This is a genomic window from Pseudomonas sp. Sample_10, from assembly GCF_004321495.1.
Classification (GTDB): domain Bacteria; phylum Pseudomonadota; class Gammaproteobacteria; order Pseudomonadales; family Pseudomonadaceae; genus Aquipseudomonas.
Genome location: NZ_RCOE01000304.1, coordinates 1 through 24,480 on the forward strand (window position 1 = coordinate 1; position 24,480 = coordinate 24,480).

At 59.3% G+C, this 24,480-nt stretch carries 23 protein-coding genes and 2 tRNA genes; 15 read left to right on the top strand and 10 right to left on the bottom strand.

Annotated features, from left to right (window positions below):
• The first annotated feature begins 144 nt into the window (after nt 1-144).
• Nucleotides 145-221 (top strand) — tRNA-Asp (locus D8U18_RS28185).
• Between the two features lie 33 nt (nt 222-254).
• Here D8U18_RS28185 and D8U18_RS28190 read toward each other — a convergent pair.
• Nucleotides 255-434 (bottom strand): hypothetical protein, encoded by a 180-nt coding sequence (locus D8U18_RS28190; protein WP_130932128.1) that lies wholly within the window; start codon nt 432-434, stop codon nt 255-257.
• A gap of 29 nt (nt 435-463) precedes the next feature.
• On the opposite strand from D8U18_RS28190, the gene D8U18_RS28195 reads away from it, so the two are divergent.
• From D8U18_RS28195 to D8U18_RS28205, 3 genes are all read left to right on the top strand, one after another.
• Entirely contained in the window at nt 464-973 is a 510-nt protein-coding gene (locus D8U18_RS28195; protein WP_131109235.1) for a sigma-70 family RNA polymerase sigma factor, read from the top strand.
• Nucleotides 970-1,914, top strand: coding sequence for a FecR domain-containing protein (locus tag D8U18_RS28200; protein WP_131109236.1), 945 nt, complete (start codon nt 970-972; stop codon nt 1,912-1,914). Before D8U18_RS28195 ends, D8U18_RS28200 begins: the two co-directional genes overlap by 4 nt.
• A 67-nt stretch (nt 1,915-1,981) precedes the next feature.
• Complete coding sequence (locus tag D8U18_RS28205) at nt 1,982-4,405, top strand: TonB-dependent receptor (protein ID WP_131109238.1); 2,424 nt, start codon at nt 1,982-1,984, stop codon at nt 4,403-4,405.
• A 117-nt stretch (nt 4,406-4,522) separates the two neighbouring features.
• Here the strand turns inward: D8U18_RS28205 and aldA are convergent, their stop codons facing one another.
• From aldA to D8U18_RS28225, 4 genes are read right to left on the bottom strand one after another with little or no spacing between them, the layout of a single operon-like run.
• Entirely contained in the window at nt 4,523-5,956 is a 1,434-nt protein-coding gene (gene aldA / locus D8U18_RS28210) for an aldehyde dehydrogenase (RefSeq protein WP_056853694.1), read from the bottom strand.
• A 20-nt stretch (nt 5,957-5,976) separates the two neighbouring features.
• On the bottom strand, nt 5,977-6,777 hold the full coding sequence (locus tag D8U18_RS28215) for an HpcH/HpaI aldolase/citrate lyase family protein (protein ID WP_130905364.1): 801 nt from the start codon (nt 6,775-6,777) through the stop codon (nt 5,977-5,979).
• Between the two features lie 14 nt (nt 6,778-6,791).
• A complete protein-coding gene (rhmD, locus tag D8U18_RS28220) occupies nt 6,792-7,976 on the bottom strand; it encodes an L-rhamnonate dehydratase (protein ID WP_056853692.1) in 1,185 nt (394 codons plus the stop codon).
• 32 nt (nt 7,977-8,008) lie between these two features.
• Nucleotides 8,009-9,304: an MFS transporter gene (locus D8U18_RS28225; protein ID WP_056853691.1), complete on the bottom strand. Its 1,296-nt coding sequence runs from the start codon at nt 9,302-9,304 to the stop codon at nt 8,009-8,011.
• Between the two features lie 124 nt (nt 9,305-9,428).
• Between D8U18_RS28225 and D8U18_RS28230 the strand changes: the two genes are divergently transcribed.
• The 5 genes from D8U18_RS28230 (at nt 9,429) to D8U18_RS28250 (ending at nt 16,120) form a co-directional block, all read left to right on the top strand.
• Entirely contained in the window at nt 9,429-10,370 is a 942-nt protein-coding gene (locus D8U18_RS28230) for a LysR family transcriptional regulator (protein WP_056853690.1), read from the top strand.
• A gap of 175 nt (nt 10,371-10,545) precedes the next feature.
• Entirely contained in the window at nt 10,546-13,377 is a 2,832-nt protein-coding gene (locus D8U18_RS28235; RefSeq protein WP_131109240.1) for a xanthine dehydrogenase family protein molybdopterin-binding subunit, read from the top strand.
• Nucleotides 13,370-13,909 (top strand): (2Fe-2S)-binding protein, encoded by a 540-nt coding sequence (locus tag D8U18_RS28240; RefSeq protein ID WP_007982256.1) that lies wholly within the window; start codon nt 13,370-13,372, stop codon nt 13,907-13,909. The genes D8U18_RS28235 and D8U18_RS28240 overlap by 8 nt, the downstream gene beginning before the upstream one ends.
• A 2-nt stretch (nt 13,910-13,911) precedes the next feature.
• Nucleotides 13,912-15,147 (top strand): cytochrome c, encoded by a 1,236-nt coding sequence (locus D8U18_RS28245; protein WP_130905361.1) that lies wholly within the window; start codon nt 13,912-13,914, stop codon nt 15,145-15,147.
• A gap of 1 nt (nt 15,148) precedes the next feature.
• A complete protein-coding gene (locus D8U18_RS28250) occupies nt 15,149-16,120 on the top strand; it encodes an XdhC family protein (protein WP_131109243.1) in 972 nt (323 codons plus the stop codon).
• 135 nt (nt 16,121-16,255) lie between these two features.
• On the opposite strand, the gene D8U18_RS28255 is transcribed toward D8U18_RS28250, so the two are convergent.
• Complete coding sequence (locus D8U18_RS28255) at nt 16,256-17,539, bottom strand: FAD-binding oxidoreductase (protein ID WP_130905359.1); 1,284 nt, start codon at nt 17,537-17,539, stop codon at nt 16,256-16,258.
• A gap of 183 nt (nt 17,540-17,722) precedes the next feature.
• Between D8U18_RS28255 and D8U18_RS28260 the strand changes: the two genes are divergently transcribed.
• The 3 genes from D8U18_RS28260 (at nt 17,723) to D8U18_RS28270 (ending at nt 19,312) form a co-directional block, all read left to right on the top strand.
• A tRNA-Val gene (locus D8U18_RS28260) sits at nt 17,723-17,799 on the top strand.
• A gap of 717 nt (nt 17,800-18,516) precedes the next feature.
• A complete protein-coding gene (locus D8U18_RS28265) occupies nt 18,517-18,711 on the top strand; it encodes a hypothetical protein (RefSeq protein WP_056853685.1) in 195 nt (64 codons plus the stop codon).
• Nucleotides 18,712-18,856: 145 nt separating this feature from the next.
• Nucleotides 18,857-19,312, top strand: a complete 456-nt coding sequence (locus D8U18_RS28270; RefSeq protein ID WP_131109245.1) for a DUF2214 family protein — start codon at nt 18,857-18,859, stop codon at nt 19,310-19,312.
• A 91-nt stretch (nt 19,313-19,403) separates the two neighbouring features.
• On the opposite strand, the gene csrA is transcribed toward D8U18_RS28270, so the two are convergent.
• Nucleotides 19,404-19,598, bottom strand: coding sequence for a carbon storage regulator CsrA (gene csrA / locus D8U18_RS28275; protein ID WP_007938114.1), 195 nt, complete (start codon nt 19,596-19,598; stop codon nt 19,404-19,406).
• 250 nt (nt 19,599-19,848) lie between these two features.
• On the opposite strand from csrA, the gene D8U18_RS28280 reads away from it, so the two are divergent.
• The gene (locus D8U18_RS28280; RefSeq protein ID WP_130907827.1) at nt 19,849-20,214 is read left to right on the top strand and encodes an SPOR domain-containing protein; all 366 of its coding nucleotides are present in this window, start codon (nt 19,849-19,851) and stop codon (nt 20,212-20,214) included.
• A gap of 89 nt (nt 20,215-20,303) precedes the next feature.
• Here the strand turns inward: D8U18_RS28280 and D8U18_RS28285 are convergent, their stop codons facing one another.
• From D8U18_RS28285 to D8U18_RS28295, 3 genes are all read right to left on the bottom strand, one after another.
• Nucleotides 20,304-20,993, bottom strand: a complete 690-nt coding sequence (locus D8U18_RS28285) for an endonuclease I family protein (RefSeq protein WP_056853682.1) — start codon at nt 20,991-20,993, stop codon at nt 20,304-20,306.
• 4 nt (nt 20,994-20,997) lie between these two features.
• The gene (locus tag D8U18_RS28290; RefSeq protein ID WP_056853681.1) at nt 20,998-21,288 is read right to left on the bottom strand and encodes a DUF1654 domain-containing protein; all 291 of its coding nucleotides are present in this window, start codon (nt 21,286-21,288) and stop codon (nt 20,998-21,000) included.
• A 162-nt stretch (nt 21,289-21,450) separates the two neighbouring features.
• Complete coding sequence (locus tag D8U18_RS28295; protein WP_130904956.1) at nt 21,451-22,539, bottom strand: asparaginase; 1,089 nt, start codon at nt 22,537-22,539, stop codon at nt 21,451-21,453.
• A gap of 327 nt (nt 22,540-22,866) precedes the next feature.
• Here D8U18_RS28295 and D8U18_RS28300 point away from each other — a divergent pair, with 327 nt between their 5' ends.
• Together D8U18_RS28300 and D8U18_RS28305 are read left to right on the top strand one after the other, a co-directional pair.
• Nucleotides 22,867-23,307, top strand: a complete 441-nt coding sequence (locus tag D8U18_RS28300) for a hypothetical protein (RefSeq protein ID WP_056853679.1) — start codon at nt 22,867-22,869, stop codon at nt 23,305-23,307.
• A 173-nt stretch (nt 23,308-23,480) separates the two neighbouring features.
• On the top strand, nt 23,481-24,440 hold the full coding sequence (locus D8U18_RS28305) for a sugar ABC transporter substrate-binding protein (protein WP_131109247.1): 960 nt from the start codon (nt 23,481-23,483) through the stop codon (nt 24,438-24,440).
• The last annotated feature ends 40 nt before the right edge of the window (nt 24,441-24,480 follow it).

Sequence of the window (24,480 nt, forward strand, 5' to 3'; positions counted from 1 at the left end):
ACCGGCCTGTCACGCCGGGGGTCGCGGGTTCGAGTCCCGTCCGCTGCGCCATATTTTCCGAGTCAGGTTTACCTGTCTCGAGATTGAAAAGCCTCGAAGCTTTCCAGTCAGACGAGTTACTTGGGCGAAAGTCCAAAGCGATACGCAGCGGTAGTTCAGTCGGTTAGAATACCGGCCTGTCACGCCGGGGGTCGCGGGTTCGAGTCCCGTCCGCTGCGCCATATCCGCACCAAGGCCCACTGAACGCCTTGGCGCTACGAAGAAACCACTGGTTGCTTCGAGTCGATAGCAAAAACCCTGGTCGAAAGACCGGGGTTTTTTGTGTCTGAAATTTGGCTTTTACTGTCTTTTTCTCCTGGCTGCTGATCTTTCTGCGCACTTGCTGCATAAAGCACTTGGTTCGTCGCTGCAACATTAATTAGAATCACTCTCATTTACGACTCCTGGCACAGGGCTTCTTGAGATGAGTGATGCAGCGATGCCGAAGGAGCAAACCCTTCACGACCTGTACCGCGATCACCGTGGCTGGCTTGAAGGCTGGTTGAGGCGGCGCATGGGCAATGCCTGCGATGCGGCGGATCTCAGCCAGGATACGTTTTTGCGTTTGCTCGCCAGTTCTCAGCGGATTGCCGATCTACACGAACCCCGTGCCTATTTGCTGACGGTGGGCAAGCGCCTGCTGAGCAACTTCTACAAGCGACGTAGCCTGGAGCAGGCGTACCTGAACGCGCTGGCATTGCTGCCTGAAGACTGCGTGCCGTCCCCTGAGCAGCGCTGGCTGTTGCTGGAAACCCTGCAAGCGCTGGACGAGTTGCTCGACGGATTGCCGCACCCAGTACGCAGGGCGTTCCTCTGGAGTCAACTTGAAGGTTTGAGCTATCAGCACATTGCCGAGCGCCTGAAAGTGTCGCAGCGCACGATCAAGCGCTACATGGCACAGGCCTACGAGCACTGCCTGTTGGTGGAACTGTGAACAGTGCCGCGCCCGACGCCCGCCAAGTGGTCCGTGCCGCTGCGCAATGGCTGGCGTTGCTGGAGTCCGGCGCAGCCACCGAGCAGGATCGCGCGAATCTGCAGCGGTGGCGCGAAACCTCGGCCAGTCACGAGCACGCGTGGCAGAAGGCACAGGCCTTGCGTCAACGCTTTACCGACCTGCCCTCGGCATTGGCCCTGAGCACGCTCGACCGCCCTGATCCCGGACGGCGCGTGGTGCTCAAGCGTGCCTTGGGCGCGGTGGCTTTGGTGCCAGCGGCCTGGCTGATCAGTCGGCAGTTGCCGCTGGAAATCTGGCGTGCCGATTTGCACACCGCCACAGGCGAGCGCAAACAGGTGCAATTGGCCGATGGCAGCAAATTGCAACTCAATACCGCCAGCGCCGTCGATGTGGACATGCCGAATCGCCATGTGAAATTGGTGGAGGGCGAAATGTCGTTGAAGGTGTCGGGTGTCTCACCGCTGACGATCCAGACCCGGTTCGGTCAGGTGCTCGTTGATCAAAGCGAAGTCTGTGTTCGTCAGGATGCCCTGGGCTGCCGGGTGTCGGTGTTTAGCGGTGCAGTGCAGTTGCGACCTTTGCAGGGCGCCTTGCTCACGCTTGGGGCCGGTCAGCAAACCAATTTGCGAGCGTCAGGTGCCGGAGCGGTGCAAGCCTTTGACGTGCTCCAACCCGGTTGGCGTGAAGGCGTACTGATGGCCAACAATCAGCCGTTGGGGGATTTCCTGCGTGAACTCGACACCTATCGGCCAGGTGTCTTGCGCTGGGAGCCGGAACTCGAAACGCTGCGTGTGACCGGCAGTTTTCGGCTGGACGATACCGATCGCATTCTCGCGCTGCTCTCTGCGAGTCTGCCGCTGGAAGTGCAAATGCGGACCCGCTATTGGGTGACGTTGCTGCCACGCAAAAAAGTTGTGTGAGGTCTGTCCCCTTTTCTCGACTCGCTTGTCATTCAAGGCAACTGAACGAACAAGAGAGCTTCTTCAAATGCCCGCAGTAAAGTCCTGCTGTCCGCGCCCGGTGTCGTCCGGTCTGCGTCCGTTGTTGCGCCTGAGCCTGATGTTGAGCCTCAGTGCCAGCCCGCTTTTGATGAACAGCAGTTGGGCCGATGACGCCGCCCGTCGCAGTTACCAGGTGCCCGCCGGAGGCCTTGGCGATGCGTTGACACGGTTCGCCGGTTTGGCGGGGGTCAATCTGTCGGTCGATCCGGCGCTGGTCAGCGGTCGCAGCAGCGCCGGCTTGTCCGGTGAGTTCGGAGTGGAAGAGGGCTTTGCCCGCTTGTTGCAGAACTCGGGCTTGCAACTGCAGCCAGTGGGCGAACGCGCCTACATTCTGATTCCGGCCCCTACAGGCGCCAGCCTGCAATTGGGCGCGACCTCTATCGTGGCAGCAGAAGATTCCGAGCATGGTGATCCGTATGTCGGCGGCCAGGTCGCGCGCCGAGGGTCGCAAGGGTTGCTGGGCTCGCAGGATTTCATGGAAACACCGTTCAGCATGACCACCTACACCAGTGAAACGGTGAAAAACCAACAGGCACGGACCTTGGGCGACCTGGTCGCCAGCGATGCATCAGTGCGCACCACCAACCCGGCTGGCGGGCGTTACGAGCAATTCACCATTCGCGGGCTCAGCCTGTTCAACAGCGACGTTTCCTATAACGGTCTCTACGGCGTCTTGCCAACCTATACGATCGATATGGAAATGGCCGACCGCGTCGACATTCTCAAAGGCCCGAGCCAACTGATCAATGGCATCTCGCCGCGAGGCAGCGTGGGCGGCGGGATCAACGTGGTGCCCAAGCGCGCCACTGACCAGCCGATCACATCGTTTACCGGCAGCTATGCATCCGATAACCAACTCGGCGGTGCCGTGGATGTCGGGCGGCGTTTCGGTGAAGGTGACATGTTCGGCATTCGCTTCAACGGCGTGAAACAGTCCGGCGACACCGACTGGGATCACCAGAGTGTTGACCGCGAGATGGCCGTGCTGGGTCTGGATTTTCGCGGTGAGCGCCTGCGGCTTTCGACTGACATCGGCCACACTGAGCGCGATACCGATGCCCCGCAAGAGCGCGTGCAAATCGGCCCCAATGCAAAGGTGCCGAATGCCAACGATGTCCGCGACAACTATGCGCAGCCCTGGAGTCAGGCGCGAACCACGGACACCTTCGGCACGCTGAACGGCGAGTTCGATGTCAGCGATTCAGTCATGCTGTACGGCGGCGTGGGGGCGCGCAAAAGCAACCATGACTTCCTCCGGCATGCCGTTGCGGTCACCAATGACGCTGGCGATTTCAGTGTTCAGCCGCGTGACTTTACCCGCGACGAAAATGTCCGCACGGCCACGGCGGGCGTGCGCAACTGGTTCCATACCGGGCCGGTGAGCCATCAGGTCAACCTGGCGGCCAGCTATTTCTACATGGACTTCGAAAACGGCGGCGCCCGTTATGCCGCTGCCTCGAGCAACCTCTACAACCCTGTGGAAACGCCAACGCCAGTGCGCCCGACGCGTCAGGATCCAGAGGTCTACACCGAAAACCGCTTCAGCAGCGTAGCGTTGTCCGACACCCTGGGCTTTTTCGATGACCGAGTGTTGCTGACCCTCGGTGGACGTTGGCAACGAGTGAAGGTGGACGACTGGTCGGATGACGTCAAAGGCGATACCGCCTACGACGAAGAAAAGTTCTCGCCATCGGGCGGCGTTCTGTTCAAGGCGACCGACAAGCTGTCGCTGTACGCCAACTACATGGAAGGCTTGAGCCAGGGCAAGATCGCGCCGTCGACCTCGGTGAACGAGGACGAGATTTTCCCGCCGTTCATCAGTCGCCAGGTCGAAGTCGGTGCCAAGTACGACGCCGGAGCATTCGCCGTCACCGCTGCGGTGTTTCGCATCAAGCAGCCGGCCTACGAGACCAACGCCACGACGCGAGTCTTCGGCCCCAATGGCAAACGCAATAACGAGGGTGTCGAGTTGAGCGTCTTTGGCGAACCGCTCAAAGGGTTTCGGTTGCTCGGCGGTGTGATGTACATCGACAGCGAGTTGACCGATACCACCAATGGCACATTTGACGGCAACCGGGCGCCCGCGACGCCGAAATACAACGTCAACCTCGGTGCCGAGTGGGACGTGCCGAACGTGCAGGGCCTGACTTTGACCAGTCGCGGGATCTATTCCAGTTCGCAGTATCTGGATCAGTCCAACAACAAAGAAATCGACTCTTGGGAGCGATTCGACGTCGGCGCACGCTATGCGTTCAGGGTCGACGAAAAGACCATTACCGTGCGGGCCAATGTCGAGAACGTGGCCGACAAGCGTTACTGGAGTTCGGCCGGGGCTTCGGATGACAGCGAGCCGGGTTTGACGCTGTCGACGCCGCGGACCTATTTGCTGTCGGCGACTGTGGATTTTTGAGCATTGAGCAAGTGTGGCGAGGGAGCTTGCTCGCGCTGGACTGCGCAGCAGTCCCCGCATGGGGCGTTTCGCACCCCGACGGGAGCAAGCTCCCTCGCCACAGGTTCAAAGCAACGTTCAGCCCTGCAAATAAACCGCATGGGTATGGGTGTACTCATACAGCCCATGCTTGCCATCCGCTCCGCCAATCCCGGATTTACGCACACCGGCATGGAAGCCTTGCATCGCTTCGAAGTTCTCGCGGTTGACGTAAGTTTCGCCAAAATCCAGCTCGCGCATGGCATGCAGGGTTTTGCCAAGGTCACGGGTGTAGATCGACGAGGTCAGGCCATAGTCGCAGTCGTTGGCCAAGGCGATGGCTTCGTCCAGGTCATCGATGATCTGGATCGGCAGCACCGGACCGAAAATCTCTTCGCGCATGATTTCCATGTCGGCGCGGCAACCGGCTAAAACAGTGGGCTGGAAGTGGAAGCCATTGGGCAGATCGGCCATCTGTCCGCCACTGATCAAGTTTGCACCCTGGCTCAACGCAGTACGGACTTTGCGGTTGACGCTATCCAGGCCTTGGCGATTGATCAGCGGTCCCATCTCGACGTCGGGCTGTGCGATTGGGTCGCCATAGCGAGTCGCGCTCATCGCCGCAGCGATGCGTTCGATGAATTGATCCGCAACCTTGCGCTCTACATACACCCGCTCGGCGCAGTTGCACACCTGGCCGCTGTTGATGATGCGTGAGTCGCGGATGGCTTTGACCGCCAGATCGAGGTCAGCGTCAGCCAGTACAATCGCCGGGGCTTTGCCGCCCAGTTCCAGGTTGAGCTTGGTGATGTTCGGCGCGGCGGCGGCCATGATGCGCGATCCGGTGGCGACGCTGCCGGTGAAGCTGATCATGTCCACGCCTTTGTGCCCACTGAGCGCCGCGCCAACCTGGCCGTCACCGCAGACTACGTTGAACACGCCGGGCGGCAGGTCGGTTTCGGCCACGAGGCGGGCGAATTCGAAGCAATTGTTCGGGGTTTCTTCGCTGGGTTTGATGACGATGGTGTTGCCGGTCAACAGCGCCGGGGCCATTTTGCGGGCGATCAGAAAGAACGGGAAATTCCACGGCAGAATCCCGGCCACCACGCCCAGCGGTTTGCGGAACAGGAAGATGTTTTCGTTCTGGCGGTCACTGGTGATGATTTCGCCTTCGATACGCCGCGCCCATTCGGCCATGTAGTCGAGGTAGTCAGCGGTGAAGTTGACTTCGACCTCGGCCAGGCTGCTGATCTTGCCTTGTTCCAAGGTGATCGTGCGTGCCAGGTGCGGCACGTTTTCCCGTAGCTTGGTGGCGATGCGGCGCAGGTAGCCGGCGCGATCATTGGCCGGTTTGCGCGCCCAGTCCTTTTGCGCCGCACGGGCCGCGGCGAGGGCGCGTTCGACGTCTTCGGCGGTTGAGGCGGGGACTTTCGACAACACGGCGCCGGTAGCCGGGTTGATCACATCGATGTGGGCAGCGCTGGCCACGAACTGGCCGTTGATGAAGTTTTCGTAAACAGGCACGGACGACATGGGGACGACTCCTTGGCAGATCAGTAAGTGCGTGAAGGCGCTTGAGTGCTGGCGGGTTCGCGGTAACGGGCGAGGGTGGCCATGGCGCTCTGACGCAGCAAGCTGATGTCGATGGCTACCGCGATGAACTGGCAGCCCCAGCTTTGGTAGCGACGGGCGTCTTCTTCGTTGGGGGCGAGGATGCCGCAGGCCTTGCCCGCCGCGAGCGTGGCGTCCACCGCGTGGCGGATACGTTGCTGAACGTCCGGATGGCCAGGATTGCCGGCATGACCAAGACCAATCGACAGATCTGCCGGACCGATAAACACCGCATCCACGCCTTCGACGGCAGCAATCGCTTCGACGTTTTCCACGCCGATCCGCGATTCCACCTGCACGATCAGGCACAGTTGTTCGTGGGCGGTATTGAGATAGTCGGGTACGCCATCCCAGCGTGTGGCGCGGGTCAGGCCGCCGCCGACACCGCGAATGCCGTGGGGCGGGTAACGCATGGCGCGCACCAGTGCCTGGGCTTGTTCGGCGGTTTCAACCATCGGGATCATCAGTGTCTGCGCGCCGATATCCAGCAGTTGCTTGATCAGGTTGGCATCGCCATTCACCGCGCGCACGACTGGCGCGGTGGAGTAGGGGGCGACTGCCTGCAATTGCGTCAGTACGCCGGGCACGGTGTTCGGCGCGTGCTCGCCGTCGATCAGCATCCAGTCGTAACCGGTGGTGGCGACGATCTCGGCGGCGTAGCCGGTGGCGAACCCGGCCCAAATGCCGTATTGGGTCGCGGGTTTGTTCAGCGCAGCCTTGAAAGCGTTGTGCGGCATGTTCATGTCGAGCTCCTTTCTCAGCGGCTGTAGGGCCGATGCAGTTGGCATTCGGGGTTGAGTGTCACGCCGAAACCGGGCTGATCAAGTTCCGACAGACGCATGCGGCCATTGACCGGCACCGGTTCGCCGAGCAATTGCGGATGGAACATCGGCACCACTTCGTCTGCCTTGGGCGCCATCATCAGGAACTCGGCGAACGGGCTGTTATGGCGAGTGGCGACGAAGTGATAGCTGTACACCGAGGAACCGTGCGGAATGACCAACGCATTGTGCGCGTCGGCGAGGGCCGAGATTTTCACCAGTTCAGTGAGGCCTCCGCACCAGCCGACATCCGGCTGAATGATGTCGCAGCAGCCCATCTCCAGCAGCATGCGGAAGCCCCAGCGCGTGGCTTCATGTTCGCCGGTGGTCACCAGCATGCCCTTGGGCACGTTGTTGCGCAGGGCGGCGTAGCCCCAGTAATCGTCCGGCGGCAGGGCTTCCTCGATCCACTTCAACCCATGTTCGTGGGCGCCGACCGCCAGTTTGGTGGCGTAGTTGAGGTCCAGGCTCATCCAGCAATCGAGCATCAGCCAGAAGTCCGGGCCAACGCGTTCACGCATGGTCGCCAGTTCTTCGAGGTTCTTGCGCAAGCCTTCCTCGCCTTCGGCGGGGCCGTGGTGCAGCGGCATCTTGCCGCCGATGAAGCCCATTTTCTGCGCCAGGTCCGGGCGGGCGCCGGTGGCATAGAACTGCAATTCGTCGCGCACCGCGCCACCGAGCAACTGATGCACCGGCTCCTGGCGGATCTTGCCGAGCAAATCCCACAGCGCCAGGTCGACGCCGGAGATCGTGTTGATCACGATGCCTTTGCGCCCGTAATACAGGGTCGACTGGTACATCTGGTCCCAGATTTTTTCGATGTCGGTGACGCGAGCCCCTTCGAGGAAGCGCGCCAGGTGTTTCTCGACGATGTAAGCGGCAGGCTCACCACCCGTGGTCACGGCGAAACCGACAGTGCCGTCGCTGGCTTCAATCTCGACCACCAAGGTGCCAAGCACGTTGATGCCGAAGGTGCGGCGGCTCTGGCGGTACTCGGGGTATTTGCTCATTGGCGTGGCAATGTGATCGTCGATCCAGTGGCCGTCCGCTTGATCGTGATAATCCGCGCCACCGCCGCGCAGGGTGAAAGCTCGGACGTGCTTGATGGTTGGAATGCCCATGGTGTGATTCCTTTTTTTAAACGGCGGTCAGGTTAGATGGTGGCCGGTTTGTTCGAGGCTTTATGCCCGGGCGCACGTACGCCCAGCACCAGCAACGCGGCGATGACAGTGGTAGCGGACAGCACGTACAAGCCGGCTGCCGGTGAATGGAAAGCGCCTTCGGCCCAGTTCTTCAGCACCGGGGCGATGAAGCCGCCGAGGGCGCCGAACGAGTTGATCAGGGCGATCCCGGCTGCGGCGGCGCTGCCGGCGAGGTAGCTGGAAGGGAAGGTCCAGAACACCGGTTGCACGGCGATGAAACCGGAAGCGGCGAAGCACAGGGCGATGATGCCCAGCAGCGGGTTGCTGAAGGTTACCGAGCAGGCGATCCCGGCGGCGGCCATGAGCAAAGTCAGGCATGCGGTGCGGCGACGTTCGCCGGTACGGTCGCTGTAGCCGGGAATCAGGTAGGCGGCGATCAGAGCGCAGATCCATGGGATCGCGGTGACCAGTCCAACCATCAGCCCGACCTTGGTGCCGAGCAGTCCACCGACCTGGGTCGGCAGGTAAAACACCACGCCGTAGACGCTGGCCTGGATCAGCAGGTAGATCAGGCACAGGTAAAGTATCGACGGCTGGCAAATCACGTTGAGCAGGCTGCGGCCGTGGTTCTGTTTATGGCTGTCTTCCTGATCGAGCAGGCTCTGCACTTGTTGGCGCTCTTCGACGGTCAGCCACTTGGCATCGGCCGGGCGATTGTCCAGATACCAGTAGGCCCAGACGCCCACTGCCGAGGCCATCAAGCCTTCAACGGCGAACAGCCATTGCCAGCCGTGGAACCCGGCAAAGCCGTCCAGTTCCAGCAGCAGACCGGACAACGGGCTACCGAAGATGAACGCCAGCGGCGCACCGAAGTAAAAGAAACCCATGGCCTTGCCGCGCACAGCGCTGGGGAACCAGTAGGTGAGGTAAAGGATCACCCCGGGGAAGAACCCGGCTTCGGCCACGCCCAGCAAAAAGCGCAGGACGTAGAAGGTGGTTTCGTTGTGGGCAAAGACCATGGCTGCAGAAACCAGGCCCCAGGTGACCATGATCCGGCACATCCACAAACGGGCGCCGACGCGGTGCAGGATCAGGTTGCTCGGTACTTCGAGCAGCGCATAACCGACAAAGAACACCCCGGCGCCAAAGGCGAACGCGGCATCACTGATGTTGGTATCGGCTTGGAAGGCTTGCTTGGCGAACCCGACGTTGGCGCGGTCGAGGAAGGCCATGATGTACATCAACAAGAGAAACGGCAGCAGCCGCCAGGAAATTTTGGCGAGCAGAGGCGCAGGTAGAGTCTTCATCGCAGTTTTCCTTTGGTAGGGCATTTGTTCTTATGGGGAAGACTGTACGGCCGCTGATCGATGCGTTACAAATCGAATCTAGCTCACAACTGATACCTTGAGGGTATCGATAAAAAGGTTTGCCATGACCACGCCGATCATCTCCCGCAGCCTGCTCAATCGCCTGCGCTACAAGCATTTGCACATGCTGGTGACGCTCAGCACCAGCCAGAACCTGCACCGCGCTTCGCAAAGCCTGAACATGTCGCAACCGGCGGCCACGCGCATGCTCCATGAAATTGAAGACATGTTCGGTTGCGACCTGTTCGAACGCTTGCCCCGGGGCATGCGACCGACGGCGCTGGGCCAGGAACTGGTGCGTTTTGCCGAATCGGCCCTCAGCGGTCTCGACCGTTGCGCCGAGGACCTGATGGCGCGGCAGCAGGGCGGTTACGGCTACTTGTCGATCGGCACCATCATGGGCGCAGCGCCGGATCTGGTCATGGATTCGATTGCCGAGATCAAGTCGCTCAATCCGCAATTGCGGATTCGCATCATGGGTGACACCAGTGACCAGGTGATCCAGTTGCTGGAACAGGGCCGTATCGACCTCGCCATCGCCCGGCGCAACGCCGCCACCGACAGTGAGCACTACGTCTTCGAACAACTGGGCAATGAACGTTTGCTGGTGGTGGTGCATGCTGGCCATCCGCTGGCCCGACGCAAGAAGCTGGAAATGGCGGAACTGGTCAACGGCTGGCCCTGGATTCTGCAACCTGAAACCAGTCCGGCGCGCATCGGCCTGGATCAAGCCTTGCAGCGCCTGGCGCTGCCGCTGCCGGCAGACATTATTGAATGCAGCTCGGTGTACTCGATGCAGCAACTGATTCAACTGACCGACGCGATCATGGTGCTGTCGGAAACCGCACTGCGCGACTACCTGAAAATGGGCCTGGTGGTGGCGCTGCCGGTGGAGCTGGATGTGCAATTGGCGCCATTCGGACTGTTGTTGCGCAAGGGGGAGCACATCAGTCGGGAGTTGGGTTTGTTCATTGACCTGCTGCGGCGAAAAGCCGCGGTTTTTTGATCTCATGGTCAGTTTTTTGTTTTCCGCACGCGCATAAACCTTTAAAGTTAACCTTTCGGTCAGCTTTGCACTGTCGACACAGCCCTTTGCATCGTCAAGAAGGGCTTCTGCAAGACTCGAGATTCCCAGTACATAACCAGAAGGGCGGACCCCATAACCGCCCAGAGGATGATCCATGTCCAACCGTGATATATCCCGGCGCTCGTTCCTTCAGGGCGGGCTGGTAGCGGGTGTGAGCGTGACGCTCACGCCATTGAGCAGCCAGGCGCTGGCCGCCTTGATGGAAAACAGCGTGACCGTGCCGTCCGAGCAGTGGCTCGGCAACAATGGCCAGGCGCGCGCCCGTAACGATGCCTTGTCCAAGGTTTGCGGCAGCAAGGTTTTTGCCCGCGACATCCGCGCCAAGGACATGCCGGGCTGGCCGCAGCAGCAAGGCCACGCCATGCTGCTGAAAACCATCAAGGCCGACCACATCTTTGCCGGCATCGACCTGGCGTGGCTAGGCGCCGATCTGCAACCGGATCGCATCGTCACCGCCGATGACCTGGTCAAGGACGGCATCGTGTTCCCTGAAGAACACGCGCCGGATCCGCTGCTGCCGGCAGGCAAGGTGCCGATGTTCATCGGTCACCCGGTGGCGATCCTGATCTGGAACGATTTCGAGCGGTTCCGCAAGGCCAAGGCTCAACTCAAATTCAATGACAAAGCGATTCGTTACGGTGCCAAGGTGCCGTATTACGAAGGCGATCCCTACGGCAGCTTCCGCTATGTGCGCGTGGGCGGGCCGACCTCGGCGGACGAAGACGAATTCGCCAGCCTCAAGGACTCGATCCTGTTTCCGATGCTGAAAAACCGTCGCCCGGTGTGGAATTCCCAGCCGAACCTGCACGGCAACCTGACCGAGCGCGGCTTGTTCTACGCCGAACGCATGAAGCAGCAGATCGACACCCCGCCGGACAACTGGCTGGTGTTCGACGAGCGCTACAAGACGCCGTCGATCGAACCGGCCGCGATGGAACCGGACAACGGCAACGGCTGGTACGACCCGGCGACCAAGACCCTGCACTTTGTCGTCGCTACCCAATGTCCGCTGGAAACCGCGACCGAGACCGCGAAGATGATCGCACCGTCGCGCTTCGGCCTGGCCAACCTCAACATGCACCCGGGCTACACCGTTGGTTACGGCTCCAAAGACCACAACATTTTCGTCTACTACGCCGCCCTCGCAGCGTTGTACGGCGCCGGTGTACCGGTGCGTTTGGCCAACGACCGCTACGAGCAATTCCAGAGCGGCATCAAGCGCCATCCATTCGATATCCGCTATCAACTGGCCGTGGACAAGACCGATCACAGCTTCAGGATTTTCCGCGCCGAGATGAGCGTCGACGGCGGTGGACGCGTCAACTACAGCCCATCCGTGGCAGCGGTTGGCGCTACGGCGGCGCAGTCGATCTACTACATGCCGCAGAACGATTTGCAGGTCACGGCCTATCATTCGCGCGCGGTGGAAGCCGGTTCGATGCGTGGCTACGGCACCCTGCAAAGCATGGCGTCCACCGAGATGATGGTCGACGAAATCGCCGATCGCCTCGGTGTCGATGCCATTGAGTTGCGGCGCAAGAATGCGCTGCGTTCGGGCATGAAAAACACCCAGGGCGCGATCCCGGCCGGTGCCTTGCGCCTGCATGAAATTCTCGACAAGGCTGCCGTTCACGACACCTGGAAAAACCGCGACGCAATCAAGCAACAACGCGAATCAGCCGACCCGGACAACTGGTACGGCGTCGGTTTCGCCATCTGCCAGAAAGACTTCGGCACCGGTTCGGAAGCGCCGATGGCCAGCATCGAATACACCGTTGACGGTCGTATCACCCTGCGCCACATCGGTATCGAAATCGGCACCGGCATGTCCACTTCACAGGCGATGGTGGTGGCCGATTTCCTCGGCAACCCGGCACACGAAGTGAAGACTGGCGAAACCGAATGGAAAGAGTTGCAGCTGATCAGCGGCGGCAACCCCTACATCATGAGCCAGGCCGAGCAGGACAACTTCCTGCGCAACCCGCGCTGGGTCGGAAAGGTCGCTTCGGCGTCGTCGGCCACCAACTCGGCGTACTACTTCAGCCACGCCACCCGTGAAGCGGCGCGTGTGCTGTTCAACCACGGCTTGTGGCCAGCGGCGCTGGAGATCTGGCGCCAAGGCCCTTACGGCGGCCAGGCCAACCCTTATGTGGTACGCCGTGAAGACGCCCATTGGGTTGACGGCAAGCTCACCGCCAACGGCATGGAACCTTTGCCTTTTGCAGTGCTGGCCAAACGTGCTCACGAGCGCGGTCTGGTCACTGGCGCGACGGTCCATGGTTTCAACCGCTGGAGCTGGGCCGAGGCCGAGTTCAGCATCGATGGCGTGCGCGAGCGTCTGCCGCTCGATGGCCTGGCGGTGAAGTACGGCGACGGTGCGCCGAAAGCAAAGAAAGCGCAGATGAACAGCGCTGGTTTCCATCTGCTGGACCGGCAGAACATCGCCTACCCGGCGACCCAGTTGAACAACGCGGCGGTGACTTACTACAGCCCGGTGGCGACGCTGGTGGAAGTGAAGGTCAACAAGGGTTCGCACGAAGTGTCGGTGCTCAACCATCACTCGTGGGTCGAGTGCGGTCGGGTACTGGTGCCGGAACTGGTCAAGGGTCAGCTCGAAGGCGGCATCGCCATGGGCATCGGCCATGCGCTGATGGAAGAAATGCCGCTGTACGAAGGCGGGCCGGGGGAGGGTGACTGGAACTTCAACCGTTACCGCCTGCCGATGGCGCGTCACGTTGCGGTGTGGAAACAGACTGCGGAAATCCTGCCGCCATTGTCGCCGAGCGACCCGTCCAAAGGCATCGCCGAAGTGGTGATGATCCCGGTGGTCGGTGCCATCGGAAACGCTGTGGCCCATGCCATCGGCAAACGTGTCCGCGACTTGCCTATCACTTCTGCACGCATCAAGGAGGCCCTCAATGGCTAACCGTCCGCTTCAACTGACCCTCAACGGTCAATCCGTCGGCCCGGTGGACATCCCTGATGACCTGCCGATGATCGATTACCTGCACGAGTACAAGAACCTCACCGGTTCGCGCCTGGGCTGCGGCCAGGGCATTTGCCACGCCTGCGTGGTGATCGTTGATAACCCGGACGGCACCAGCGAAGAAGTGCGCACCTGCATTACTGGCGCGCACTATTTCGAAGGCAAGAAGGTGCGCACCATCGAAGGCCACGCGACCCGCGACGAGCAGGGCAAGGTCACTGAACTGAACCCGATCCAGCAGCGCTTCGTCGACGAATTCGCCTTCCAGTGCAGTTACTGCGCGCCTGGCTTCGTCAATGCCGCGACGGTGCTGGTAGAGAAGCTGCAGCGACAGCCCATCGTCAAAAGCCAACTGGAAAAAGTCATCGAGGACAGCCTCGGTCATCACATCTGCCGTTGCACCGGCTACGTGCGCTACTACAGCGCCACGCGCAACGTGCTGACTGATCTCGGCCTGGTCAAGGAGGGTTAAGCATGAAACAACTACTTAGCCGTCTCGCGTTGACGGTCGGCCTGGCAGCGCCTGTGTTGCTGGCTCACGCTGACGATGCGCAGGTCAAGCAGGGCGAATACCTGGCCCGTGCCGCCGACTGCATGGCGTGCCATACCGCGCCGGGTGGCGCGCCGTATGCGGGCGGCCTGCCGATCGTCTCGCCGTTCGGCACGATCTACGGCACCAACATCACGCCGAGCAAAGAGCACGGCATCGGTTTGTACAACGATGACGAATTCTTCGCTGCGTTGACCGAAGGCAAGCGCCGCGATGGGGCGAACCTGTACCCGGCGATGCCGTACACCTCGTATCATTTGATCCCGCGTGCAGACTCCGACGCGATTCATGCCTACTTGAAAACCATCGCGCCGATCGAGCGCGCCGCTCCGGTCACCAGCCTGAGCTTTCCGTTCAATGTGCGTCCTGGCCTCATGGGCTGGAACATGATGTACGGCAAGGACGTGAAGCTGGAATCCGCCGAAGGCAAGAGCGAAGCCTGGAAGCGCGGCCAGTACATGGTCGACGTGCTCGGTCACTGTGGCGAGTGCCACACGCCACGCGGTTTGCCTGGTGCGATGCAGATGGACAAGCGCATGACCGGTGGCGTTCTCAATGGCTATCTCGCGCCGAGCCTGTTGGCCACTGACCTGGCCGCGCGTGGCTGGAATCATCAGGACCTGAGCTCGTTCCTCAAGCACGGCATGAGCGCCCAGGGCACGATGTTCAACGAGATGTTCCCGGTGTTCCACAACAGCACTCAGGGCCTCACTGACCCGGATCTGGCCGCCATGGCCACCTTCCTGCTCGGCGATCAGCCGCCAGCGGCAAAAGTGCTGACCGACGTGCCACTGGAAAAACTCAGCGCCAGCGCCCAGCGCGGGCGTCAGGACTACTTGAACGTCTGTGCCGGTTGCCACGCGGTCGATGGCGAAGGCAAGCCACACATCGCCGTGGCCATGCGCGGCAATACCACGCTGCGTCTGGAAGATCCGCGCAATCTGGTGCGGGTAATCGACGACGGTATCGGTGAACAGAAATTCTCCGGGTTCGAGCACATGCAACCGATGCCCGGTTTCATCGAAAAACTCAGCGATGCACAACTCACCGACTTGCTGAACTACCTGCGTCAGGGTTGGGGTGGTCTACCGGGCGACCTGGCGGTAAACGACGTGCAGAAGCTGCGGGCCGATGCGCCGCTCGAGCACAAGGCGCACTGACATGCAGCATCTCGATCTGCAAGTGGTGCGGCGGGCGCTGGAGTGGTCGTTGGCCGGGCAACGCGTCTGGCTGTGCACGGTGCTCGCCACTTACGGCTCGGCGCCCCGTGCGCCGGGTTCGCTGTTGGCAGTCAATACCGACGGCCAGTGGATCGGTTCGCTGTCTGGCGGCTGTGTCGAGGAAGACTTTCTTGAGCGCGTCGCCGAAGGCGCGTTTGACGACGCCGTCGGCGTCGTGCGTTACGGCGAAGGTGACGATCCGCGCTCGCGGGTCAGCTTGCCCTGTGGTGGCGTGCTCGACGTGCTGGTAGAGACGCTTGAATCTGATTGCGATGTTCAGGCGCATTTGCGGGAGCTGGAGTCGGCGCTATTGGGCCGACGCCGCTTGATCCGTGAAGTCGATCTGGCCAGTGGGGTGCGCAGTCTGCTCGATGATCGCGAGCAGGGTGTTCGCGTCGAGCGTGAGGTCGACCGTGTGCGGCTGCGCATCGGTGCCGCTCAGCGCTTGTTGCTCGCCGGCTACTCCAGCGTGGCCCAGGCCTGTGCGGAGTTTGCCGTGGGCCTGGGCTTCGAAGTGATTCTGTGCGATCCGCGGGATGAAGTGCTGGAAGGCGTGGTCCTGGAAAACGTAGAGATTCGTCGCCAATTGCCATCCGTATTCATCGCCGACGGCGGCTGCCACAGCGACACGGCCGTGGTGGCGCTGACCCACGATCCGCGTATCGACGATTTGGCCATGATGGAAGCGGTACGCACCGAGGCGTTCTACATCGGCGTGATGGGCTCGCTGCAGACTTCGCACAAGCGCTTCGAGCGCTTGCGGCGCATTGGTGGCTTGGGCGATGCCGAACTGGCGCGGATTCATGCGCCAATCGGCTTGAACCTGGGCAGCAAGACGCCAGCGGAAATTGCTCTTGCGGTACTGGCCGACATCCTGCGAATCCGCAGTGGTATCGCACGGGACAAGCTGTAATCACTGATCCCTTGTAGGAGCGAGCCTGCTCGCGATAGCGGTTTTCCTGTCAGAGATTTATGGCTGACACACCGCTATCGCGAGCAGGCTCACTCCTACAAAAAAGGGGCCGCATTCAGCGACCCTTTTTTTGCATTAGTATCCGAACTTATCCCGCAGCCCGTAATACCAGGCGCCCAACGCCGCAAACGGTGTGCGCAGCAATTGCCCACCGGGGAACGGGTAGTGGGGCAGGTCGGCGAACGCGTCGAAACGCTCGGCCTGGCCACGCAACGCTTCGGCCAGGACCTTGCCCGCCAGATGTGTGTACGTCACGCCATGGCCGCTGCAACCCTGGGAGTAATAGATGTTGTCACCCAGCCGCCCCACTTGCGGCAGACGCGACAACGTCAGCAGGAAATTACCGGTCCAGGCGTAATCGATCTTTACATCCTTGAGCTGCGGGAAAGCCTTGAGCATTTTCGGTCGAATGATCGCTTCGATGTTGGCAGGGTCACGCGCGCCGTACACCACGCCACCACCGAATATCAGGCGCTTGTCGCCGCTCAGTCGGTAGTAATCGAGCAGGTAATTGCAGTCCTCGACGCAATAATCCTGCGGCAACAGGCTTTTCGCCAACGCGTCGCCCAAGGGCTCTGTGGTGATGACCTGGGTGCCGCAAGGCATCGACTTGGCCGCCAGCTCCGGCACCAGATTGCCCAGATAAGCGTTGCCCGCCACGATGATGAATTTTGCCCGGACTTTGCCTTGCGGCGTGTGCACTACCGGATTGGCGCCGCGCTCGATGCGTATCGCCGGCGATTGCTCATAAATGACGCCACCCAGCGACTCTACAGCCGCCGCTTCGCCCAGCGCCAGGTTAAGCGGGTGAATATGTCCGCCGCTCATGTCGAGCATACCGCCGACATATTGATCACAGGCCACCACCTCACGGATACGGCTTTTATCCATCAACTCCAGCTGCGTGTGACCGAAACGTTCCCACAGACGCTTCTGGGATTCGAGATGACCCATTTGCTTGGGGGTGATGGCGGCAAACACGCCGCCGTCCTTCAAGTCGCACTGGATATTGTATTTGGCCACGCGCTCGCGAATGATCCGCCCGCCCTCAAACGCCATTTGCCCCAGCAACTGAGCCTGCTTGGGGCCGACACTGCGCTCGATCACATCAATATCGCGGCTGTAGCTGTTAACGATCTGGCCACCGTTTCGCCCGGACGCACCAAAACCGACTTTGGCGGCTTCCAGTACCGTGACCTTGAAACCGTTCTCCAGCAAGAACAGGGCAGAGGACAGACCGGTATAACCGGCACCGATTACACAGACATCAGTCTCAACGTCGTCCTGCAGCACCGGGCGAGGCGGAACCGCATTGGCCGACGCAGCGTAGTAGGACTCTGGGTAGGGGGTGTGCGCCATCCTGCAGCCTCTGTTTAATATATTTTACGAGTGCGTCGATCCTACCCGAGTTAAAAATCCACCGCCAGCCACCGGAAAATCTTCTTTGCAGCGGCAAAATTAAATATTTTGCATATTCATAGGGTTAGCTCGAAAAAAGGTGTTGACACCCCTCCGGAATTCCGTAGAATGCCGCCTCACAGCAGGCACGTAGCTCAGTTGGTTAGAGCACCACCTTGACATGGTGGGGGTCGTTGGTTCGAGTCCAATCGCGCCTACCAAACAAAATCCGCTCTGCTGGGCGGTCTAGAGGGGTTACCGGAAACGGTAACCCCTTTTTGCTTTTTGCGATTTGCAAAACACCCATCTCAGAACGCCAGTTCAGCGCGTCCCTCTAAAACATCATACCGCTCAAGCTACTGCATTGAACTCGTCGGCAGTGCGCCAGTCGGTGATTAAAGAAAAAAACGTTTGGCCGTGAACAAAAAAACCGGAGAGTTTTCATGGGCGCGAAGAATCTCGAGTCGATGCGAAAGCTGAAAGCAACGTTGACGAGCGAACGTAGAAACAGGGAGTGGCCGGAGACAATTTGTTCTGTATGCGGCGAGCAATTTCGCTATCACTGCAGCTGGGCTCCCGTACCCACCACTTGCAGGCGCTGCCGAGCCGAAGGCAAGAATGCCAGCCTGGAGGAGAAGAAGGCTTCTGCACCTTCGATGCAGTCCAAATGACAATCATTTCAGCTCGATATTGAACTGCGACCATCAAACTTCATCCAATCAGAACGGGCGGCCAGGCGCATGACTTGGTTCATGAGGCAGGAGAGGTGTTGATGGGGAAGCGTGCGATGATGCAATTCTTTGCGGCTTACCTGTTCATTTGCCTTCTGCTTCAATGGGCTGTAGTTCAAGCATCACCGTGGATCGCCACTCATGTACTTCTAAGATGGATCCTGTAACGCTGTGACTCGGGCGTGATCTGATCCAAAGGAGTCACCAATGATCTCCGATCAAACGAACCAGCAGTCGTCCGAAAACAGGACTGTTTGGGATCAATATTTTTGCGCTGCGTTGATTGCCGAAAGTAATCTGACGGCACCTGTCGTCGGCGGTGCCACTCACGAAGACAGGCAGAATCTATTGATCGAAAGGGCCAAGGCCCTCGCCGATAAAATGATGGAAAACAGAAAATAACCAGAGCCCAGCCATTGCGCTGGGCTCTTCGTATCTGGCGTATGGACCGCTATGGCAAACCCGGCAGTTTCTCGCCAGTGCAATCCTTTGATTGATGGGCTACTACTGACAGGCTGATTCAACTCATCCTGAAAGGAGTGTCTCGATGCTGACTCACTGGCTTCTTGCGGCCGTGCATCTTTTAGCGGTTGTGCTGGGATTCTGGGCGGTTCTTGTGCGCGGTACGAATTTTCGACGTTTGGCGGCTGGCACGGGGGAAGTTCGCAGTGTGCTGATCGCAGACAACCTTTGGGGAATTTCCGCGCTCATTCTGTTGGTAACCGGTGGGATTCGAGCGTTTGGCGGATTTGAAAAGGGCACGGACTATTACCTGCAACAGCCGTTGTTTCATCTGAAGATGACCCTGTTCGTACTGATTCTGCTGCTGGAAGTAGCGCCCATGATCACGTTGATCAAATGGCGAGTAGCGCTGGCGCGCGGTACGGCGATCGAGGCTGGGCGGGCGAAGCTGTTTGCGCGCATCAGTCACGTTGAAGGGATGTTGATGCTGCTGATGGTCATGGCAGCCACTGGTATGGCGCGTGGCGTGACGTTTGGGTAACGAGTGTGGGGGGAACGGCGCTGCATTTCGAGAATCTTTAGCCAGCCGTCGTTCCGGGGGTGAACGGGCTGGCTACTGACTGCATCAGGATTCAGGGAGTTTGCGGCTTGTCCGGAGCAGTCAGGCCAGCCTGAATGCGCTGATAGATCTCTTCGCGATGCACCGCAACGTCTTTCGGGGCGTTGATGCCAATCCTGACTTGCTGGCCGCTTACGCCGAGGATGGTGATCGTTATGTCATCACCAATGTTTATGCTTTCACCGACTTTGCGGGTGAGTATCAGCATGGTCTTCTCCTTGATTGCTTTCTGGGGCACCTGATTCGGACAGTGCAGAGGTCGGTGGTATGTATAGATTAGTGCGAAGTCTCACAATTTGGGTGCCTCTTTCTGACGCGCAGATGCAGCATTAATTCCCAAGGTGTAACTATACAGAGGCCGTAACCATCATTCTCGTTGTTTTGAGCCCATTTTGCGGCACTCGAGAAGTATTCATGGGTGCTAAAATCCGCGCTTTAAGCATTCAGAGGGAAACGCAGTGCGCAAAATGGTCTTGGTGATTGCAGTATTGGCGCTGGCGGGATGCGGTGAGGGCAAGCGAGTGGATGCGCCAAAGCCGCAGGCTACAGCGGCGGGTGCCCCGGCGCAGGTCTCGGGTCCACAATGGGATCTGGAAGTGCGAGGTGAAACGCCGCAGGCGGTCAGCGATCTCAGCGGCTGGCTGATCGAGCATAGTTTCATGTCCAACGTGATTCGCGAAAACGGCAAGACCCGGATTCTGATGGGGCCATACAACTCAAAGGCCGAAGCCGACGCCAAGCAAGCGCAGGTGAACGCAGCGCTGGTCAAGGCGAAGAAGCAGAACATTGAAGTGTTGGTGCTTGAGCGCCCGGCAGTTCAGTAATACCGTTTGGCGCTGCAACAAAGCCTGCGCTAGAAAACAAAAAAGGCCTCGGATGGCGGATCCGAGGCCTTTTGTCATTCAGAAAGCATTTAACCGCAGGCTTTCATATCGACTGAGCCGACAAATTCATTGCCGCGCCCCATGACGCACGCCACGCTTTGATTTCGCTGACGTTCCCAAGCCTGGACCGGATAGGTTTTATCCCAGGCTTCATACAGTTGCCGGTCCTGTTTCGACAAGCGCAAGCCGTACTGTTTGCTCATGTAGAAGTAAGTCCGGGCGATCATCCCGCGAATGGATGGGCGCGGCATGACCTTTTTCGCCTTGAAGTCAACTTGAGTCAGGCATGAACCGTATTGGCCTGATTGCTCCGGCAGCCAACCGAAACTGAAGTTGCTGCGATCGCCATTGACCTCGCCGATGCTCGGCACCAGGTTATGCAAGTCTGCCTCGGCTTTCTGATAAACGGGGTCATACCGTGTGCAATTCTTGCGACCGCCTTCCTGCCAGCACTGGCGCTGATGTCCAATTTGCCAGGCTGGAACAATATGCTCCCACTCGATACGCGAAGCACGTTTGGCGTTTTTGCGCGGTACATAGCCGCAGGCGGCAAGGTTCACCCGGTTACCTGTGTATTTGCAGCCGCAATAAAACTCGGTGGATTGCGGCGCATACAACTTCCAGGCGACTTTCTTGGCCTCGCTGAAAGTGCGTGGAGCATCGGCATGGGCGCCCATGGTGAACAGCAGAAACAGCAAAGCGAAACAACGGACACTCATTGACTCAGTCTTCCTTCGGCACAACCCAGAAAATCTGCACACCGCCGTCATCGCGATAGGCGAGGGTGACGTTGTCGTTTTCATCGATTTCTTCGAGCAAACGTTCCCACTCATCCACCGGTTCGTCCGGGAGACGGAAAATCAGCGCAGCCTTGGCTTTTTGAGCGGTGGGGGAGTTGATGATTTTCTGAACGCGCGTGCCCATGCGTACATAGGAGTCAGGTGAGGCAGAAGTGGTGTCCACGGAATTATCCTTATTAAGCTGTACGTGCATACAGTATTTAACTGTAGGCATTTTCGCAACTGCTTAAAATTCAAGAAAATCCTCTGACAGCGATTTGTTCCATTTGGTGTAGGAAGAAGGGATTTTTTTGTCAGTCGTTAGATGCGAGCCACTCGCCGACGCAGGCGAGTGGCTTGAGCGGTGCCCGACCGGAGTCGGGCGGGCGAGGGCGAATCAGTATTCCCAGAACATCCGTTGCAGCTCTTTGCTGTCGTTGGTCTTGGTCAGTGCGACCATGGCCAGGATGCGGGCCTTCTGCGGATTCAGGTCGTGCGCCACGACCCAGTCGTACTTGTCGTCAGGCTGTTCAGCGTTGCGCAGAACGAAACCGCCAGCGTTGACGTGGGAAGAACGGATGATTTGCACGCCATCCTTGCGCAAGGCTTGCAGGCTTGGAACAACTCGCGAAGAGACAGAGCCATTGCCGGTGCCGGCGTGAATGATCGCTTTGGCACCAGACTGAGCCAGTGCCTTGTAGGCGGTATCGCTGACGTTGCCATAGGAATAGGCAATTTCGACGTCAGGCAGGCTCTTGATGGTTTTGATGTCGAATTCCGAATCCATGGTGTGGCGCTTGGCCGGCAGGCGGAACCAGTAGGATTTGCCCTCGACCACCATTCCCAGCGGCCCCCAGGCACTTTTAAACGCCTCGGTCTTGATGTTGATCATCTTGCTGACATCGCGACCCGACTGGATTTCATCGTTCATGGTCACCAGTACGCCTTTGCCCCGCGCTTCTTTGCTGCTGGCCACCGCCACCGCGTTGTACAGGTTCAGCATGCCGTCAGCCGACATTGCGGTGCCCGGGCGCATGGAGCCGACGACAACGATCGGCTTCTCGGTCTTTTCCACCAGATTCAGGAAATAGGCAGTTTCTTCCAGGGTGTCAGTGCCATGGGTGATCACGATGCCATCGACGTCTTCGCTGTCGGCCAGTTCGGCGACGCGGCGACCCAGTTGCAGCAGGTTTTCGTTGGTGATGCTCTCTGACGCGATCTGCATCACTTGCTCGCCGCGAACGTTGGCCACCTGGCTGAGCTCCGGAACGCCGGCGATCAGTTTGTCGACGCCGACTTTCGCGGCTTGATAAGTGGCGCTGTTGGCAGCGCTCGCACCCGCGCCGGCAATGGTGCCGCCGGTGGCCAGGATCACCACGTTTGCCAGTTTCTGTTGGGTTTCGACTTCTTTTGCCTGAACGGCAGTCGGTAGAAGCAGCAGGAGGGCCAATGCGCCCGGAACAAAGGTCTTGAAAGCAGATGTCATTATTTTTCTCTCTAGTAGTGACGGTGCTGATGCAGGTTCATCTAGATGCGCCCCCGGCGGATCTGAACGCCAGGGGTGCTTGAGAAGAGCAGAATCCGTACCAATTACACTTCGTATTGAGAAAGCCGTTCAACTAACTGATTTGTTTAAAGATTCAAACAAATTTTCAACGCGGTTCACCGCGCTGTCGTCCGGGTTTCCGACTGATTTTGAGTTTGTCGTTCGGCTCTCCGAAAGTTTGTTTAAGCGTGGGTTGTCGAAGAGCGTTAAAGAAATCGCTGCGCACGCCGATCTGTCCTTGAGGAATCATTTTTTCAGGGAGTTCACATGTCGTTGACCGTCGGTTTTCCAAATGCGTCCGTGATAAACATCGGTGGTAAAGCGCCGTCGACGGTCGCGACATTGACTGACGAGACATCCGAATCTTCGACGCAGCGCCTGGGGCTGGAAGGGGGCGATAAAAAGTCGGTAAGTCTAGGCGGCGGCGCTCAGGGCAGCGAGAAAGCGCAAAGCACCGACAGCCAGCAAAGCATTGCGGTGCAGATGTTGCTCAAACGCATGCAGGAGTTGCAGCAACAACTGCGCGAGCAACAACAGCAATTGGCAGCAACCCAAGCCGCGTCGTTCCAGTCGGCAGAAGCCAAGGCCACTGCCGTCATGTCGATTCAGGCACAGATTGCCGATACGTCTGCGGCATTGATGCAAGTGGCGGCCGCGCTGGCGAAAGAGCTGACAAGCTCTGGAAACGTGATCAGCACTACGGCGTGAGCGGCTACCTGACAACGTTTCACAGCATTGACAAATCTCGACAAGATTCGCATAGTCCGGTCTACGCAAACGTTTGCGCGCCTTTACTGATGGGTTAAAACCATCGGCGAAGGCCTCGCACCTTACGTCAGCGCAAGCGTTGCTCACAATAATCATAAGATCGGAGTGAACCCATGAAGCTGCCATTCGCTGGACGTCTTCTCGCTGTCGCAATGCTGGCTGCTGCATCCGCCGCGTTGCCTGTCTCTTCGGCTTTCGCCGAAATGCCTGAAAAACCTAAAGTCGCCCTGGTCATGAAATCCCTGGCCAACGAATTCTTCCTGACCATGGAAGATGGCGCCAAGGCCTACCAGAAAGAACACTCCAGTGAATTCGATCTGATTTCCAACGGGATCAAGGACGAGACTGATACCGCTGGCCAGACGCGCATTGTCGAGCAAATGATTCTGGCCAAGGTCAATGCGCTGGTGATCGCTCCCGCAGACTCCAAGGCCATGGTTCCTGTGATCAAGAAAGCCATCGATGCCGGTATCACCGTGATCAACATCGACAATCAGCTTGATCCGGCCGTGGTCAAAAGCAAGAACCTCAATGTTCCATTCGTAGGCCCGGACAACCGCAAAGGCGCGCGGCTGGTGGGTGAGTACCTGGCCAAGCAGCTCAAGGCGGGCGACGAAGTCGGCATCATCGAAGGCGTGTCCACCACCACCAACGCTCAGGCCCGCACTGCCGGCTTCAAGGATGCGATGGAAGCGGCGCAGATCAAGGTCGTCTCGGTTCAGTCCGGTGACTGGGAGATCGACAAGGGCAACAAAGTCGCCGCGTCGATCCTCAGCGAATACCCGCAAACCAAAGCCCTGCTGGCCGGTAACGACAGCATGGCGCTCGGTGTCGTGTCGGCGGTACGCGCCGCGGGCAAGGCCGGCAAGGTTGAAGTGGTCGGCTATGACAATATCAACGCCATCAAGCCGATGCTCGCTGACGGGCGCGTGCTGGCCACGGCGGATCAGTTTGCCGCCAAGCAAGCGGTGTTCGGCATCGAGACCGCGCTGAAAATCATCAAGGGCGAGAAAGTCGACAGCAGCGCCAGTGGCGTGATCGAGACGCCGGTAGAGCTGGTCACTAAAAAGTAGTCCTCTGGCGACACAACGGTGCTCGCCCGTCCGGGCGAGC

Bases quoted from the DNA above. Each gene is read 5' to 3' on its own strand.
- D8U18_RS28190 (WP_130932128.1), bottom strand. From the start codon at position 434: ATGAGAGTGATTCTAATTAATGTTGCAGCGACGAACCAAGTGCTTTAT.
- D8U18_RS28195 (WP_131109235.1), top strand. From the start codon at position 464: ATGAGTGATGCAGCGATGCCGAAGGAGCAAACCCTTCACGACCTGTAC.
- D8U18_RS28205 (WP_131109238.1), top strand. From the start codon at position 1,982: ATGCCCGCAGTAAAGTCCTGCTGTCCGCGCCCGGTGTCGTCCGGTCTG.
- aldA (WP_056853694.1), bottom strand. From the start codon at position 5,956: ATGTCGTCCGTGCCTGTTTACGAAAACTTCATCAACGGCCAGTTCGTG.
- D8U18_RS28215 (WP_130905364.1), bottom strand. From the start codon at position 6,777: ATGAACATGCCGCACAACGCTTTCAAGGCTGCGCTGAACAAACCCGCG.
- rhmD (WP_056853692.1), bottom strand. From the start codon at position 7,976: ATGGGCATTCCAACCATCAAGCACGTCCGAGCTTTCACCCTGCGCGGC.
- D8U18_RS28225 (WP_056853691.1), bottom strand. From the start codon at position 9,304: ATGAAGACTCTACCTGCGCCTCTGCTCGCCAAAATTTCCTGGCGGCTG.
- D8U18_RS28230 (WP_056853690.1), top strand. From the start codon at position 9,429: ATGACCACGCCGATCATCTCCCGCAGCCTGCTCAATCGCCTGCGCTAC.
- D8U18_RS28235 (WP_131109240.1), top strand. From the start codon at position 10,546: ATGTCCAACCGTGATATATCCCGGCGCTCGTTCCTTCAGGGCGGGCTG.
- D8U18_RS28240 (WP_007982256.1), top strand. From the start codon at position 13,370: ATGGCTAACCGTCCGCTTCAACTGACCCTCAACGGTCAATCCGTCGGC.
- D8U18_RS28245 (WP_130905361.1), top strand. From the start codon at position 13,912: ATGAAACAACTACTTAGCCGTCTCGCGTTGACGGTCGGCCTGGCAGCG.
- D8U18_RS28250 (WP_131109243.1), top strand. From the start codon at position 15,149: ATGCAGCATCTCGATCTGCAAGTGGTGCGGCGGGCGCTGGAGTGGTCG.
- D8U18_RS28255 (WP_130905359.1), bottom strand. From the start codon at position 17,539: ATGGCGCACACCCCCTACCCAGAGTCCTACTACGCTGCGTCGGCCAAT.
- D8U18_RS28265 (WP_056853685.1), top strand. From the start codon at position 18,517: ATGATCTCCGATCAAACGAACCAGCAGTCGTCCGAAAACAGGACTGTT.
- D8U18_RS28270 (WP_131109245.1), top strand. From the start codon at position 18,857: ATGCTGACTCACTGGCTTCTTGCGGCCGTGCATCTTTTAGCGGTTGTG.
- csrA (WP_007938114.1), bottom strand. From the start codon at position 19,598: ATGCTGATACTCACCCGCAAAGTCGGTGAAAGCATAAACATTGGTGAT.
- D8U18_RS28285 (WP_056853682.1), bottom strand. From the start codon at position 20,993: ATGAGTGTCCGTTGTTTCGCTTTGCTGTTTCTGCTGTTCACCATGGGC.
- D8U18_RS28290 (WP_056853681.1), bottom strand. From the start codon at position 21,288: ATGCCTACAGTTAAATACTGTATGCACGTACAGCTTAATAAGGATAAT.
- D8U18_RS28295 (WP_130904956.1), bottom strand. From the start codon at position 22,539: ATGACATCTGCTTTCAAGACCTTTGTTCCGGGCGCATTGGCCCTCCTG.
- D8U18_RS28300 (WP_056853679.1), top strand. From the start codon at position 22,867: ATGTCGTTGACCGTCGGTTTTCCAAATGCGTCCGTGATAAACATCGGT.
- D8U18_RS28305 (WP_131109247.1), top strand. From the start codon at position 23,481: ATGAAGCTGCCATTCGCTGGACGTCTTCTCGCTGTCGCAATGCTGGCT.